We start from the raw sequence: 13815 nt of genomic DNA on the forward strand, positions 1-13815 counted from the left end.
GCAGTCGATCCGGCAGAACCTGATCGCGGCAGCACGCCGTTCGGCCAAGGCGGCGACCGAAGCCGCCGCAGCCGCGCCCGCCAGCGCGCCCGAGACCGCCAAGGGCGGCGGGCGGCTCAAGGAGATCATGGAGAAGCGCAAGCGCCCGCTCCTGCTCGGCCTGGCTGCGCTCGTCCTGGCCCTCGGCACGGCCCATCTCGTCACCAACGCGCTCAAGGGTCCGCGCACAGCTGCGACGGGCGAAGCCGTCCAGACGCCGATCACGCCCCGCGAGGACGCGCAGCCTCCGGCCAAGGACCAGTCCTCAGCCCTGCCGCCGGCGCCCGTCGAGACGCAGCCGGCCGCCCTCGCCGCGGTTGCACCGCCGGCCGCCGAGGTGACCGGCTCGACCACACAGCCTCCCGCGTCCGAGGCGAAGCCCCCCCTCGCGGCGGAACCCGTCCAGGCCGTGACCGGTGTGGGCGAACTGCCGCCGACGCTGGGCACCCCCGGCATGCGCAAGGCCGCCCTCGATGGCGATGCGCGCGCCGTCTATGAGCTCGGCAGCCGCGCGGCGGATGGACCGGCCGCGTCGCGCGACCCCAAGCTGGCGCTGCGCCTTTTCGAGCGCGCCGCCGTCGCTGGCCTGCCCCCGGCGCAGTTCCGCCTCGGCAACATGTTCGAAAAGGGCATCGGGACGGCCCGCGACCTTTCGCTCGCCCGGGTCTGGTACATGCGCGCTGCCGAACGCGGCAACGCCAAGGCGATGCACAATCTCGCGGTGCTGCATGCCGAAGGCGTCTCCGGCAAGCCGGACTATGCCACGGCGACCGACTGGTTCCGGCGAGCGGCCGAGTTCGGCGTCCGCGACAGCCAGTACAATCTCGCCGTCCTGCTCGGCCGCGGCCTCGGCGCACCGACCGACCTCGCCCAGTCCTATCTCTGGTTTGCCGTCGCCGCCGGACAGGGTGACGAGGATGCCGGCCGCAAGCGCGACGAAGTCGGCCAGCGCCTGAGCCCCTCCGACCTCGCCGCGGCCAAGGCCGAAGCGGCGGCCTGGCGCCCGCGCGTCGCCGCGAGCGGCGCCAACGAAGTGACGCCGCCGGCGAAGGGATGGGACGAGGCTCCGACGGCGGCGGCCCGGAAGCCGGCCAAGCCGGCGCGCAGCTGAGAGGCGGCCCGGCGGCAAGCTCCGCGACAGCGACGGCCGTCATGGTTTCGACGCGTTGGCACGGCATCACCGCCGACAACCGGCCGTCTCCTGCCTCTCGTCATTGCCCTCTCGGCTTCGCGCCGGGATCGGTGCATCATCGGCACAGCCGGCTCGGGGTCTTTCGCCGGCCCGGCGGCGCGTGAGGAGTCGAGGTGCAGATCTATCTCCCGATCGCCGAACTGCCGATCAGCGTCGTCATGGTGCTGGGGCTGAGCGGCGCGGTCGGCTTCGTGTCCGGTCTGTTCGGCGTCGGCGGCGGCTTTCTTCTAACTCCCCTGCTGATCTTCCTCGACATTCCCCCGGCCGTGGCGGTCGCAACCGTGGCGGCGCAGGTCGCGGGCTCCTCGACCACCGGCGTCCTGACCTATTGGCGGCGGCGCGCGCTGGACCTGAAACTCGGCGGCATCCTGGTGGTCGGCGGCATCGTCGGCACGCTGCTCGGCGTGCTGTTCTTCAACTCGATGCGGCGCCTCGGCCAGCTCGAACTCGTCATCACGCTGTCCTATGTCACGCTGTTCACGATCATCGGCGGGCTGATGCTGTATGACGCGCTGCGCGCCATGCTGCGCGTGCGGGCGGGCAAACCGGCACGGCTGAAACGGAGGGCGGGCACGCATCCCTGGTGGATGGGACTGCCGCTACGCATGCGCTTCCCGGATTCGCAGCTCTATTGCAGCGTCATCCCCATCGCCCTTCTCGCCGTCGTCATCGGCTTCATCGGCGCGGTGCTGGGCGTCGGCGGCGGCTTCATCCTGGTGCCCGCCTTGATCTATTTCTTCCGCATTCCCACGGCGGTCGTGGTCGGCACCTCGCTGTTCCAGATCCTGATGACGATGACCGGCGCGACGCTGCTGCACGCGCTGACCAACCAGTCGGTCGACATCATCCTGGCGGTCCTGCTGCTGCTCGGCGGTGTGATCGGCGCCCAGTTCGGGGGCCGGGCCGCGCGCAATCTCAACGTCGAATCCTTCCGCCTGCTGCTGGCCCTGCTGATCCTCTCGGTCGGGCTGCGCTTTGCGATCGAGCTCTTCATCCCGCCGAGCGAGCCGTTCTCGGTGGTGATCACGGAGGGCTCGCGATGAGCCTGCTCGCGCGCATTACGGCCATTCTGGCGTTGCTGTCCGGCGGCGTGGGCGCCGCGCGGGCCGAGACGCTGATCGCCGCGATGTCGAGCCATCAGATCCTGATCACCTCCAACTATACGGGCAGCCAGCTCACGGTCTTCGGCGTGGTCGAGCGTGACGGGCGGACCGTGGCGCGCGGCGACCCCTATGACGTCGTCGTCACCGCACGCGGCCCGCAGCGGATGTTGCTTGTGCGCGAGAAGGAGCGGCTCGGGCCGATCTGGATCAACCGGACGCAGCGGCGCTTCCCCGACAGCTCCCTGTTCCTGACGGTGGCCAGCAACCGGCCACTGAACGAGATCATCAGCTCAGAGACGGCGAGACGCGAGCGGGTGGGCCTCGAAAACGCGCAGCGATCGCGGGATGCAGGGCTCGACCTCGACGTGACCACGGCCCGGTTTCGAGAGGGCCTGATCCGGATCCTCGCCGTCAAGAACCTCTACCGGGCGCGCGAGAGGGGTGTCACCTTCCTCTCCTCGACCGTCTTCAGCGCGCCGATCGACGTCCCCGCCACCGCCCCCACCGGCTCCTACGAGATCGAGATCGTGCTCTATGCCGGCGGCGTGCCACTGGCGCGCCAGACGACCAATTTCGAGGTCGTGAAGAGCGGCATGGAACAGAACCTTGCCGCGGCCGCACATGACCTGCCGCTGGTCTACGGGATGGTCACGGTGCTGATGGCGCTGCTGCTCGGCTGGCTCTCCAGCGTCGTCTTCCGCCGGGATTGAGGCGGCAGCTCAACCGAAGAGAAGGCCATAGGCGAGGAAAGGCACGACCGTTCCCTCGGCGATCCGGGTCGTATCCTCGGCCAGTTCGACCAGGCCGTCCGTGCGCGTCAGCGAGGTCAGGACGCCGGCTCCGTCCTGCGGGTGTTTGCGGGCGATCATGATTCCGTCCGGCCCGGGCTCGAGCGAGACGCGGACATATTCGCGCCGCCCCTCCTTCTTGCGATAGGGGAAGCCGAGCCGCACCGGGAGCGCGACCGGCCGCTCGCTATCCGTGCCGGCCAGCCGGGCGATGAGGACGCGTGCCACGAAGGCGAAGGTGACGAAAACGGCGACGGGATTGCCGGGCAGCCCGATGAAGGGCACCGCCCCGATGCGCCCCAGCGCCACCGGCCGGCCCGGCTTGATGCCGATGCGCCAGAAGGCGAGATCGCCGACCTGCTCGAGCGCGGCCTTGACGTGGTCTTCCTCGCCCGTGGAGACGCCGCCCGAGGTCAGAACCAGATCGCAGGAGCCGGCTGCCTGCGCCAGCGATCGGGCAAGGCCGGCGGGTTCGTCCCTGAGGATGCCGAGATCGACGACCTCGGCCCCGGCGCGCGTCACCATCGCCCGCAGCAAAGCGCGGTTGGCGTCGTAGATCGCGGCAGGCCCGAGCGGCTGCCCGGGCTCGGTCAGTTCGTCGCCGGTGGAGAAGACCGCGACCCGGGGGCGGCGGCGCACGGCCACCTCGCTCAAGCCGAGTGCGGAGAACAAGGCCAGATCCTGCGGGCGCAGGCGCAGCCCGGCCGCCGCGGCCGGCGCGCTTCTTGCGATGTCTTCGCCTGCGGGGCGGGCATTGGCCCCCTTCGCCAGACCCGGCGGCAGCACCGCGACCGGGCCCTCCAGCACGACGTCTTCCTGCATGAAGACGGTATCGGCGCTTTCCGGCATCGGCGCCCCGGTGAAGACGCGGACCGCGACGCCTTGCACCGCCACGCCGGCCGCGTCGGCTCCGGCCGCGACGCGGCCGCTGACCGGCAGGCGGCTGGCGCCGGCCAGTGCCAGGTCGGCGTGGCGCACGGCATAGCCGTCGACGGCGGAATTGGCGAAGGGCGGCAGATCGAGAGGGGCGGCGATGTCGCGCGCGAGCACGCGGCCATCGGCTTGCGCCAGCGGAACCGTCTCGACCTCGGCGACGGGCGAGGCGAGCGTCGCCACGCGCGTCGACGCCTCCTCGAGCGTCATCAGGGCGCCGAAAGCTTCGTCGTCGCGGCTCAGCTGTGCCATGGCGCCCTCACCGTCCGGTGCCGCAGCGCGCCAGCACTTCGGCCAGGGGCTGGGCCTGCGCCAGCATCAAGGCGGCAATGCCCTCGATGTCGTCGATGTCGATGACCGGGCGGCCCGCAGCAGGAAACGGGGTGTCGCTCGCCACCGCCACGATGGTCGGGTCGCTCGGATGCAGCGGCGGTTTGCCGTTGGCCGCGCGGTGGATCTCGATCTTGGCGTGAGCCTGCCGCTTGAAGCCCTCGACGATGACGAGGTCGACCGGCGAGAGCTTCGCCAACAGATCCGGCAGTTCGGCTTCGGCCTCGTCGCGCAACTCCCGCATCAGGGCCCAGCGTCGCTCCGAGGAGATCAGCACCTCGCGGGCCCCGGCCTCGCGATGGGCATGGGAATCCTTGCCGGGCGTGTCGAGATCGAAGGCATGGTGGGCGTGTTTCACCGTCGAGACCGAGACGCCACGAAGCCCCAGTTCCGGTATCAGGCGGGTGACCACGGTGGTCTTGCCCGCTCCGCTCCACCCCGCCAGGCCGATCACACGCATCGAATGCCTTCACCCCAAACGAAAACCGGGCGCCGAGGCGCCCGGTCGTCATCCGTCAGGAGCCCCTGACGGTCAAGCGGATCATTCGGCCGGCTGCAGCCGGTTGTCGGCGCCCGCGCGGGCCTTCTGCATCTCTTCCTCGACCCAGAGCGAGTGATGCGCCTTGGCCCAGTTGAGGTCGACCTCGCCTGAACCCATGGCGTCGAAGGCGCCTTCCATGCCGATCGAGCCGATGTAGATGTGGCCGAGGATGAGCGCGATCATCAGCACGGAGACGATGCCGTGGACGACGTTCCAGAACTGGAGGTTGAGCACGCCGCCGGCATAGAACGGGAACAGCAGGTAGAAGCCCGAGACCGAGAGCGCCGCACCGCCGAGCACCACGCTCCAGAACACGACCTTCTGGCCGCCATTGAAGCGGCGCGCCTCCGGGTGGCCCTTGCCGATGATGCCGCCGCCGGCGGCAAACCAGCGCAGATCCGTCAGGGTCGGGATGTTGTCCTTGATCCAGATGACGAACATCAGCGCCACGCCGAGCATGAAGGGCCAGGCGAGGAAGTTGTGGGCCCATTTGGCAGCGATCGAGAGGTTGGTGAAGGCCTGAGGGCCGACCAGCGGCAGCAGGACGAGCTTGCCGAAAGTGACGTTGAGCCCCGACAGCGTCAGGATGATGAAGCACCCCGCCGTGAGCCAATGCACGAAGCGCTCGAAGGCGTTGAAGCGCGTGATCGTGGTGCCCGCCGGGCCCGCCTCGGTGCGGACGCGTCCGCGGATCAGGTAGAACACCGCCAGGACGAGCAGCGTGCCCAAAATCGCGATGGCGGCGATGCGCAGCATCGTGCCCTGATGGAAGGCGCGCCAGTCGCGCCCCGCCGGCCGTTCCAGCGTTGCGGCCTTCTGGTCGGGAATCGTGATCCGGCCCTGCAGCTCGGCCTGGGGATTGCCCTTCAGGGCATCCAGAAACTGCCGCTCGCGGACGGCATCGGCCGTCGGATTGACCTGCTGGGCACTCGCGGGGACGGCGAAGGCGACCGCGAAGGTCAGCAGCAGGCCGGTCACCAGCAGGCGGATATGGGCGCCGAAACGCATAGCTGTCTTCCCTTGCTCCGGCCCTCATCACGAGAGGCCGATCTGTCTGAAAGGGGCGCCCCGGCGAAGGAACCGGCGAGGCCGGGTTTCGTTCGGAGCGCCTGTCGTGGCCCCTCTCAGCGAGGGCCTTCGTCCGTCCCCAGACAGGACGTCAGATGGCGATGTTTTCCTTATAGGCCGTCTGCCAGCCCCAGGCGCCCGAGCCATAGCCGCGCTTCACCACCCGCTCCTTGTAGATCTGGGCGATGATCTCGCCGTCACCGGCGAGCAGCGACTTGGTCGAGCACATCTCGGCGCAGAGCGGCAGCTTGCCTTCGGCGAGGCGGTTCGAGCCGTATTTCTGGAACTCGACCGGCGAGAGATCGGCTTCGGGGCCGCCCGAGCAGAAGGTGCACTTGTCCATTTTGCCGCGCGAACCGAAGTTGCCGACCTTGGGATACTGCGGCGCGCCGAAGGGGCAAGCGTAGAAGCAGTAGCCGCAGCCGATGCAGAGGTCCTTGCTATGCAGCACCACGGCATCCGCCGTGGTGTAGAAACAGTCGACCGGGCAGACCGCCGCGCAGGGCGCGTCGGTGCAGTGCATGCAGGCCATCGAGACCGAGCGCTCGCCGGGCTTGCCATCATTGATGGTGACGACACGACGGCGGTTGATGCCCCAGGGCACCTCGTTCTCGTTCTTGCAGGCGGTGACGCAGGCGTTGCACTCGATGCAGCGATCCGCGTCGCAGAGGAATTTCATCCGGGCCATGGTTCAGTTTCCCCCTTACGCCGCTGCGATCTGGCAGAGCGTGACCTTGCCTTCGTGCATCGCCGTCACCGGGTCGTAGCCATAGGTGGTGACGATATTGACCGACTCGCCGAGCACGATCGGGTCCGTGCCCTTCGGGTAGTTCCCGCGCTGGTCCTGACCCTGGTAGAAGCCGCCGAAGTGGAAGGGCATGAAGGCCACGCCCTTGCCGACACGCTCGGTGACCAGCGCCTTGACGCGAGCCTTCGAGTTGTTCTCGGGGCCGGAGACCCAGACGAAGGCGCCGTCCCTGATGCCGCGCGCCGCCGCGTCCGCCGGATTGATCTCGACGAACATGTCCTGCTGCAACTCGGCCAGCCACTTGTTCGAGCGGGTCTCTTCGCCGCCGCCCTCGTACTCCACGAGACGCCCCGAGGTCAGGACGATCGGGAACGACTTGGCGATGCCCTTCTCGACCGCGGCCTTCTGGACCGAGGTGTGGAGGTTGGGGATGCGCAGGGTCCGCTCGTCGGGACGAGCCGGCCACTTCGCCACCAGATCGACGCGCGGCGAGTAGATCGGCTCGCGATGGACCGGCACCGGATCGGGCAGGTTCCAGGCGTTGGCGCGGGCCTTGCCGTTGCCGTAGGGCACGCAGCCATGCTTGAGCGCGACGCGCTGGATGCCGCCCGAGATATCGTTCGCCCAGTTGACCGCATCGATGTTGTTGCCACCGACCCAGGTGATGGTCTCGAGTTCCTTGGGCGTCAGATCGGCATCCCAGCCGAGCTTCTTCAGCACGCCCATGGTGAACTCGGGATAGCCGTCCTTGATCTCCGAGTTCAGCGAGTGGGAGCCGTTCTCGGCCAGCATCGTGTCGTTGACCTTGCTGCCGTCGGCCAGCGTGCGCTCGCGGGTGAGGCCGAAGCGCGGACGGAAAGTGCCGCCGCCGTTCCCCGCCTCGAGCGAGGTGTTGTAGAGGATGTGGGTGCCGGGGTGCTTGAGTTCCGGCGTGCCCCAGCACGGCCAGGGCAGGCCGTAGAAGTCGTTCTCGACGGGGGAGCCCTTGGCGCCGCGCAGGGTGACGAGGTCGAACTTGTCCTGATGCTCCATGTGCAGCTTCAGGCGCTCCGGAGACTGGCCCGTATAGCCCGTCGACCAGCCGCCGCGGTTGATCTCGCGCAGGATCGATTCAGCGGACGGCTCGGGGCCGTACTTGCCCTGCACCATCTCGTAGTTCTTGTGCATCTGCTCGGCGAAACCGAGCTTCTGCGCCAGCTTGTGAATGACGAAGTAGTCGCTGGCCGCCTCGAAGATCGGCTCCACCACCTTCTCGCCCCACTGCACCGAGCGGTTGGAGCAGGTGCGCGAGCCGGCGCATTCGAACTGCGTGCCGATCGGCAGCAGATAGGTCCCGTTCTTGCGCCCGCCGAGCGAAACGAAGTTGGTCGGGTGCGGGTCGGCGACGACGAGCAGTTCGAGCTTCTCGAGGCCCTTCACCGCATCGGGCATGCGGGGAATCGTGTTGCCGCCATGGCCCATGACGAACATGGCCTTGAGGTTGTCCATCTGGTCGACCTGCTCGGCCGGCAGATTGGCGGCGTCGAACCAGCGGGTCGAGGTGTGACCCGAGGTCTCCATGTTGGCCTTGCGAGTCCGCGCCGGACGGCCGCCCTTGGCCGGCACCTCGTCGAAGCGGGTGACGAAGTAGTCGTAAGGCACGTCCCAGACGCGCGCCCAGTGGCGCCAGGCGCCCTCGACCAGCCCGTAATAGCAAGGCAGGTTCGAGATATCGAGGCCGAAGTCGGTCGCACCCTGCACGTTGCAGTGGCCGCGGAAGATGTTGGCGCCGTTGCCCATGCCGCCGACATTGCCGGTCGCGAGCAGCAGGTTGCAGATCGCGCGGACGTTGGCAGTGCCGACCGAGTGCTGGGTCACGCCCATGCACCAGATGAAGGTGGCCGGCTTGACCTTGGCGAAGGTCTCCGCCGCCCGCTTCATCTGCGCCTCGGGCACGCCGGTGATATCCTCGACGGTCTTGGGGTCGTATTTCTCGACCTCCTTGCGGACGTCGTCCATGCCGTGCACGCGGGCGGCGAGGAATTCCTTGTCCTCCCAGCCGTTCTTGAAGATGTGCCACATCATGCCCCAGATCACCGCGATGTCGGTGCCCGAGCGGATGCGGATGTAGTCCGTCGCGTGAGCCGCGGTGCGGGTCAGGCGCGGATCGAAGACGATAACGTTGGCGCGGTTCTGTTCCTTGCCGACCAGGATGTGCTGCATCGAGACCGGATGGGCCTCGGCCGCATTCGAGCCCATGAACAGGTTCGTCTTGGAGTTGCGGATGTCGTTGTAGGAGTTCGTCATCGCGCCGTAGCCCCAGGTGTTGGCAACACCCGCGACCGTGGTGGAGTGACAGATGCGCGCCTGATGGTCGACGTTGTTCGTGCCCCAGAAGGCGGCGAACTTGCGGAACAGGTAAGCGCCCTCGTTCGAGAACTTGGCCGAGCCGAGCAGATAGACGGAGTCCGCGCCGGACTTCGCCCGGATCTGCATCATCTTGTCGCCGATCTCGTTGATCGCGACATCCCAGGAGATGCGCTGCCACTGACCGTCGACCAGCTTCATCGGATACTTGATGCGGCGGTCGCCATGGACCAGTTCGCGCACCGACGCGCCCTTGGCGCAGTGCGAACCCCGGTTGATCGGGCTCTCCCAGGCCGGCTCCTGGCCGACCCAGACGCCGTTGGCGACCTCGGCCTTGACCGTGCAGCCGACCGAGCAGTGCGTGCAGATGTTCTTGACGATCTTCGTGCCCGTCGCCGGGCCGAGGCCGGCGGCCTCCGCCTTGCGGACCGAGCCGATCTGCAGGGCGCCCGCGGCGGCGACGCCGCCGGCGACGAGGCCGGAGCGGCGGAGGAAGGCACGGCGATCCATGACGCCGGAGGAGAGGCCGGCGATCGCCGCCTGGAGCCGGCCGCGCTGGACATCGGCGGTTTTGCGCTTGATCAGCATGTTATGGCGCCTCTCAGTAACGGTTGACGCGGTAGAAATCCTTGACGTGCTCCGACTCGCGGTAGCGCGCCTTGGTCTCTTCCTTGCCGGGATCGACGGCCGCCGCGGGCGTCACCATCGCCGGCGTCGCCGCCAGCGTGGCACCTGCGCCCAGCGCCTTGAAGAAGCTGCGGCGATCGACGGCCGGCCTGCCGGTTTCTTTGGTTTTCGACATCGTCGTCTCCCACGCGTCGGAATCTGCGTTGTGTCTGGACTGGATCATGCGGGCAGCCTCGCGGCCTGTGTCTCGATCGAGAGGAACAGGCTGCCGAGCCGGCCTACGGCCTTGTAGAATTTCGCGGCTTTCGCGACCTCGAGGTCGGCGAAGAAGCGCTCGCCCCAGGGTTCGATGTGGCGGGCGTAGAAGCGGTCGGCATCGACGCCGTCGGCCGCGACCTCGCCGCGAAGCAGCTTCGCCATGATGTCGAGCAGAACGGCGATGTGGTCCTCGGGCTCGCCGGCCCGTGCGTCCCGCGCCAGGCCGAGCGCACCCATGTCCTCGCGCACCAGGGCCAGCGGCCGCTCGTGCAGGAAGCCGGTGAGGTAATAGGAGGCGTAGGGCAGCAATTCACCGCGGCCGACGCCGATGAAGAGCTCGAAGAACTCGTCGCGCAGACTGTCGGGCGTCGCCTCGTCAGCGGCCTCGGCCAGAGCGAGATGGGCCATGCCCAGCGGCGAGGCGTCGCCCTGCAGGTCCCGCAGGACCGCCAGCGTCTCCGCCGTCGGCGCCCGCCAGAGCAGCGCGCCGATCAGTTCGCATTCATGGGCGCGGGCGGCATCGACCTCGTCGATCGGCTGCGAAAGCATGATCTCCGATTGCATCGCGGCGGCGGAATCCGGGCGGGGGTAGAGATCGGGCCGCAGTTCGGTCCGGGAAATGCCCGTGGTCGCCTCGACAGAGAGGACACGATCGGCGGGGACACGCTTCCAGCTCGAGATGGCGGGCTGCGAAATGCCGAGGCTGCGCGCCAGAGCCCTGACGCCACCCACGCTACCGATCGCTTTCTCGAGTGCCGGATCGCGCATTTGATTCAGGTCAACGTCCTCGAGGCGTGGGGCAATCAGAGTGCTGCCCCCTGTGCGGTGATAACGACTGCTTATTGCCCAAAAATAAAACGATTCCAATCTCCCTTCAGATTGGAATCGCGCCACCTCCACGCTTGCGCAGGCGAGGAGCGGCGGCCTCCTGCGGAGCTTCCTGCTGCGCTGCAGCATAGGCGGACAGGGGTGGCATCTTGGATGCTGCGTCGTCTGCGCCGGTCTTTTCGCCATCTTCCGTCAGACGCAGCGCCGCCGGCTCGCCTTCTTCGCGACCATCCTTCGGCACCGCAGCATGGGCTTCCCCCTCATCGTCCTTAGACGAAAGGAGGTGCGGCACGCCGTCGCTCCCTGCCTCTTCTTCGACCAGCGCGGCCTCGGCAGGCGTCGGAGCCTCACCGAAGATGCCGCGCACCATTTCGGCGACGTCATCCGATTCCGTCAGCGGCCCATAGCCCGGCGCGCCGCCCGGCGTGTTCCAGTCGAGCGCATAGTCGCGCGCCGGGTTCTCGAAATTCGCAATGGCGGGATCGTTCTCCCAGGCGCGCCGCATGGCGGCGAGCTTCCAGGTCTCCGGCACATTCTGCTTCAGCCAGGTGGCCAGGTCGAAGTCCTTGTCGATGAGGTCGAGCGAAGGGGGCTCGACCGTCTCGGCCTCGGGCTCGATCGCTTCGGCGCCGACGGGCGCCTCAGCCTCCGTCACCGGGGTGGCCGGCAGCGGTGCGGAATGCTCCTCGGGCTCGCCCTCGCGCTTGCGGCGGGACCAGCGGCTGAGGAAGCCCTCGTCGGACGGCGTACGGGTGCTCATGGCGCTCCCCCGGGGCCGCTCTCGCGACGGCCCAGGCTGGGTTCGGGCCGCGGAGCGCCGCCTTTGCGCGGATCATGCTCGCTGCGCTTGCGCTTGATGAATTCGCGCTCGACATGGTGCGCCTCGAAGAAGGCCAGCACCGCCTCGGCCACCGCCAGCGGCATCGGCAGCGCCTCGACGACGTCGCCGACATTCTCGCAATAGACCTCGCCCTCGAAGGGGTCGGCGGTCACGCCGACGAACTCGATCTCGGGCTCGATCCCGGTCGGGCGTATCGCGACCCAGAGCTTGGCGCGGCCGGCCTGGAAGTTCTCGCGGAAATGGGCGGTGTCGACCGAATGCAGCGTCAGCGTTGCGGGGCCGAGATAGAACTGGCGCCGGCCCGGCTCGCCCGGCAGCTCGGTCCATGGCGAGAGCGGCGGCGGCTCCGGCAGCACGGCGAGCGGCGCCCAGGCGTGATCGGCCCAGGGCGAATCGATCGCGCGCCGTTCGACGACGATGCCGACCTCGATGTGCTGCTGCGTCATGACCGTCTCCTCAGTTCGCCATCTCGCGCCGGGCGAGCGGCAGGCCGGCGACGAGATTCTGCGGCTTCAAACGCAGCAGATTGTCGCCCGACATCGCCATGATGAGATAGATGGGCCTGTCCTTCGCCGCCGGCAGAACGGGAACCTCCGCCGGCAGCGTCAGGGTGAACAGCGCGAGCACGCGCGCCATGTCGGTCGCGGCGACCGTCTTCCCCTGCCAGAGCGCATTGCCGATCGCGGTGGCCTCGGCGTCGAGCCCGACGAACCAGCGCCAGTCCGCATCCGTCACCGTCTCCAGCGGCTCGATGGCGACGTCGAAGCCGTGGATCTGGCGGATCCAGAGGCGCAGGGCCTGGCCGAGTGCCGCCCGGCCGGAGGGCGTCCCGCCGAGATCCAGCACCATGTCGAACCCGTCCGAGCGTTGCCAATAATGGTCGGCATTGGCCGGCTTGAGGATGTCGAGCGTGGTCGCGGCCGGCCCTCCCAGCATGGCGAGCAGCGGCGAGGCGTGCCGGTCGGCCTCGTGCCCCTCGATCATCTCGGCATCGGCGAGCAGGATCGTGTTCTCGTGGAAGGTGACGCGCTGCGGGCGGAACAGGCACTCGGCGGCGCGAGTGACGAAGGGGTCATCGGCCTCGTCGAGTGCGGCGCGCATGATGACGTGGACCAACTGATCGAGGAAGAGCGGGGGGATGGCGCTCACACCCTCGCGAATGATGCCGGCATAGGCCGCCTCCAGCGTCGGCGCGGCCAGAAGCCGGTCGCGCCAGCCGAGCATGAAGCGCCAGTTCTCGCGGGCGTCCTCGTCGGCGATCGCCGCGATCGCGGCGGCCGGTATCTCCGCCTGCGGCGTCTCCATCAGCCGGGCATGGAGCGCGCGCTCGGCCTCGCAGGCCTCCTCCGGCGGCAGCAACTCCGGACGGGCGAGATAGGCCTTGAGGAAGTCATCGGTCACGCGCAGCCCGCCGCCGGGTTCGCGGTCGAGCAGGAGATGGCCGGAGCTGGCCCAGAAATGCGTCATGTCAGCCTGGTCTTTTCGAGATTGAGAAGGTCGACATGCTCGACCGGCCCATCCTCCTCGCCCGCCACCTCGAGGAACTCGAAGGCGCGGAAGCCTTCGCTCTGGCTGGCGTCGCGGGGCGTGAGTGTGCGGAAGCGTTCGCGGATCTCGCCGTCTTCAACCGTCCGGTGCAAAGCGAGCAGTGTCTGGGGCGGATGATCGCAGAGGGAGGCAGCAAAAGCGATCTCCTCGGCAGCCGCCTCGCGCGCAGTGGCGATGTCGGGCGCGCCGAGCTTGTCGACGAGATGGCCGGCGAGGTTTTCGACCGCGGCCTCACGCTCGGCCTCCGTCGCTTCCGTGACGACAGCGAGCGTGCTCCAGCCGAAGCTCGCCACGCCGAGGAAGCCGGAGCGGAAGGCGGCCTTGCCCTTGGCGTCGAGCGCGGAGGGATCGGTGCCGCCGAACAGGAAGGACCCGGTCACGAGCCAGTCACCCGGCTCGGCCGCCCTCCGGAAGACGAAGGTGTCGGACGGGTCGAGCCGGATGGCGCGGGGGAGCTTGAAGAACGAGCCCATGCTCACGCCCTCCCCGTCATCAACTCACTTGCGCTTCGCGTGTTGACAGACGGAGGTCACGGATTTTTGCGTTTGCGATGACGATGAGTTTTCGCATGACTGCGGTGATGGCGACGATCGGTTTTTTGCCGTGTTGGCAGAGCCTTTCGTAG

14 protein-coding genes are annotated in these 13815 nt (G+C 68.4%); 3 read left to right on the top strand and 11 right to left on the bottom strand.

The features are described from left to right. From Q8M82_RS10760 to Q8M82_RS10770, 3 genes are all read left to right on the top strand, one after another. Positions 1-1150, top strand: a 1150-nt coding sequence (locus Q8M82_RS10760) for a tetratricopeptide repeat protein (protein WP_371126315.1), incomplete at its 5' end; no start/stop codon positions are given. 194 nt (positions 1151-1344) lie between these two features. After that, entirely contained in the window at positions 1345-2274 is a 930-nt protein-coding gene (locus Q8M82_RS10765) for a sulfite exporter TauE/SafE family protein (protein ID WP_305691356.1), read from the top strand. Then, positions 2271-3044 carry a TIGR02186 family protein gene (locus Q8M82_RS10770; RefSeq protein WP_305691357.1) on the top strand — a complete coding sequence of 258 codons (774 nt, stop codon included), beginning with the start codon at positions 2271-2273 and terminating at the stop codon, positions 3042-3044. Before Q8M82_RS10765 ends, Q8M82_RS10770 begins: the two co-directional genes overlap by 4 nt. Before the next feature lie 9 nt (positions 3045-3053). Here Q8M82_RS10770 and Q8M82_RS10775 read toward each other — a convergent pair whose 3' ends face one another. The 11 genes from Q8M82_RS10775 to Q8M82_RS10825 all read right to left on the bottom strand — a co-directional run bounded on the left by Q8M82_RS10775 (position 3054) and on the right by Q8M82_RS10825 (position 13663). After that, entirely contained in the window at positions 3054-4307 is a 1254-nt protein-coding gene (locus Q8M82_RS10775; RefSeq protein ID WP_305691358.1) for a molybdopterin molybdotransferase MoeA, read from the bottom strand. 7 nt (positions 4308-4314) lie between these two features. Beyond that, on the bottom strand, positions 4315-4845 hold the full coding sequence (mobB, locus tag Q8M82_RS10780; RefSeq protein WP_305691359.1) for a molybdopterin-guanine dinucleotide biosynthesis protein B: 531 nt from the start codon (positions 4843-4845) through the stop codon (positions 4315-4317). Between the two features lie 81 nt (positions 4846-4926). Next, positions 4927-5934, bottom strand: coding sequence for a formate dehydrogenase subunit gamma (locus tag Q8M82_RS10785; protein WP_305691360.1), 1008 nt, complete (start codon positions 5932-5934; stop codon positions 4927-4929). 151 nt (positions 5935-6085) lie between these two features. After that, positions 6086-6682: a formate dehydrogenase FDH3 subunit beta gene (gene fdh3B / locus Q8M82_RS10790; protein ID WP_305691361.1), complete on the bottom strand. Its 597-nt coding sequence runs from the start codon at positions 6680-6682 to the stop codon at positions 6086-6088. A gap of 15 nt (positions 6683-6697) precedes the next feature. Next, entirely contained in the window at positions 6698-9676 is a 2979-nt protein-coding gene (locus Q8M82_RS10795; RefSeq protein WP_305691362.1) for a formate dehydrogenase subunit alpha, read from the bottom strand. 13 nt (positions 9677-9689) lie between these two features. After that, entirely contained in the window at positions 9690-9890 is a 201-nt protein-coding gene (locus Q8M82_RS10800) for a formate dehydrogenase (protein WP_305691363.1), read from the bottom strand. Between the two features lie 44 nt (positions 9891-9934). Beyond that, positions 9935-10741, bottom strand: coding sequence for a Cro/CI family transcriptional regulator (locus Q8M82_RS10805; protein ID WP_305691364.1), 807 nt, complete (start codon positions 10739-10741; stop codon positions 9935-9937). A gap of 106 nt (positions 10742-10847) precedes the next feature. After that, a complete protein-coding gene (locus Q8M82_RS10810) occupies positions 10848-11561 on the bottom strand; it encodes a DUF3306 domain-containing protein (protein ID WP_305691365.1) in 714 nt (237 codons plus the stop codon). Continuing rightward, positions 11558-12088, bottom strand: a complete 531-nt coding sequence (locus Q8M82_RS10815; protein WP_305691366.1) for a DUF3305 domain-containing protein — start codon at positions 12086-12088, stop codon at positions 11558-11560. The genes Q8M82_RS10810 and Q8M82_RS10815 overlap by 4 nt, the downstream gene beginning before the upstream one ends. A 10-nt stretch (positions 12089-12098) precedes the next feature. After that, positions 12099-13109 (bottom strand): DUF6352 family protein, encoded by a 1011-nt coding sequence (locus Q8M82_RS10820; RefSeq protein WP_305691367.1) that lies wholly within the window; start codon positions 13107-13109, stop codon positions 12099-12101. Beyond that, the gene (locus Q8M82_RS10825) at positions 13106-13663 is read right to left on the bottom strand and encodes a DUF6505 family protein (protein ID WP_305691368.1); all 558 of its coding nucleotides are present in this window, start codon (positions 13661-13663) and stop codon (positions 13106-13108) included. Before Q8M82_RS10825 ends, Q8M82_RS10820 begins: the two co-directional genes overlap by 4 nt. Positions 13664-13815 lie beyond the last annotated feature (152 nt).

The sequence above is a fragment of the Allobosea sp. genome (genome assembly GCF_030694325.1).
In the GTDB taxonomy this organism is placed as follows: Bacteria; Pseudomonadota; Alphaproteobacteria; order Rhizobiales; family Beijerinckiaceae; genus Allobosea.

What these genes read in the sequence shown, in the direction of transcription:
- Q8M82_RS10770 (WP_305691357.1), top strand. Translation starts at nt 2,271, where the DNA reads ATGAGCCTGCTCGCGCGCATTACGGCCATTCTGGCGTTGCTGTCCGGC.
- Q8M82_RS10775 (WP_305691358.1), bottom strand. Translation starts at nt 4,307, where the DNA reads ATGGCACAGCTGAGCCGCGACGACGAAGCTTTCGGCGCCCTGATGACG.
- mobB (WP_305691359.1), bottom strand. Translation starts at nt 4,845, where the DNA reads ATGCGTGTGATCGGCCTGGCGGGGTGGAGCGGAGCGGGCAAGACCACC.
- Q8M82_RS10785 (WP_305691360.1), bottom strand. Translation starts at nt 5,934, where the DNA reads ATGCGTTTCGGCGCCCATATCCGCCTGCTGGTGACCGGCCTGCTGCTG.
- fdh3B (WP_305691361.1), bottom strand. Translation starts at nt 6,682, where the DNA reads ATGGCCCGGATGAAATTCCTCTGCGACGCGGATCGCTGCATCGAGTGC.
- Q8M82_RS10795 (WP_305691362.1), bottom strand. Translation starts at nt 9,676, where the DNA reads ATGCTGATCAAGCGCAAAACCGCCGATGTCCAGCGCGGCCGGCTCCAG.
- Q8M82_RS10800 (WP_305691363.1), bottom strand. Translation starts at nt 9,890, where the DNA reads ATGTCGAAAACCAAAGAAACCGGCAGGCCGGCCGTCGATCGCCGCAGC.
- Q8M82_RS10805 (WP_305691364.1), bottom strand. Translation starts at nt 10,741, where the DNA reads ATGCGCGATCCGGCACTCGAGAAAGCGATCGGTAGCGTGGGTGGCGTC.
- Q8M82_RS10810 (WP_305691365.1), bottom strand. Translation starts at nt 11,561, where the DNA reads ATGAGCACCCGTACGCCGTCCGACGAGGGCTTCCTCAGCCGCTGGTCC.
- Q8M82_RS10815 (WP_305691366.1), bottom strand. Translation starts at nt 12,088, where the DNA reads ATGACGCAGCAGCACATCGAGGTCGGCATCGTCGTCGAACGGCGCGCG.
- Q8M82_RS10820 (WP_305691367.1), bottom strand. Translation starts at nt 13,109, where the DNA reads ATGACGCATTTCTGGGCCAGCTCCGGCCATCTCCTGCTCGACCGCGAA.
- Q8M82_RS10825 (WP_305691368.1), bottom strand. Translation starts at nt 13,663, where the DNA reads ATGGGCTCGTTCTTCAAGCTCCCCCGCGCCATCCGGCTCGACCCGTCC.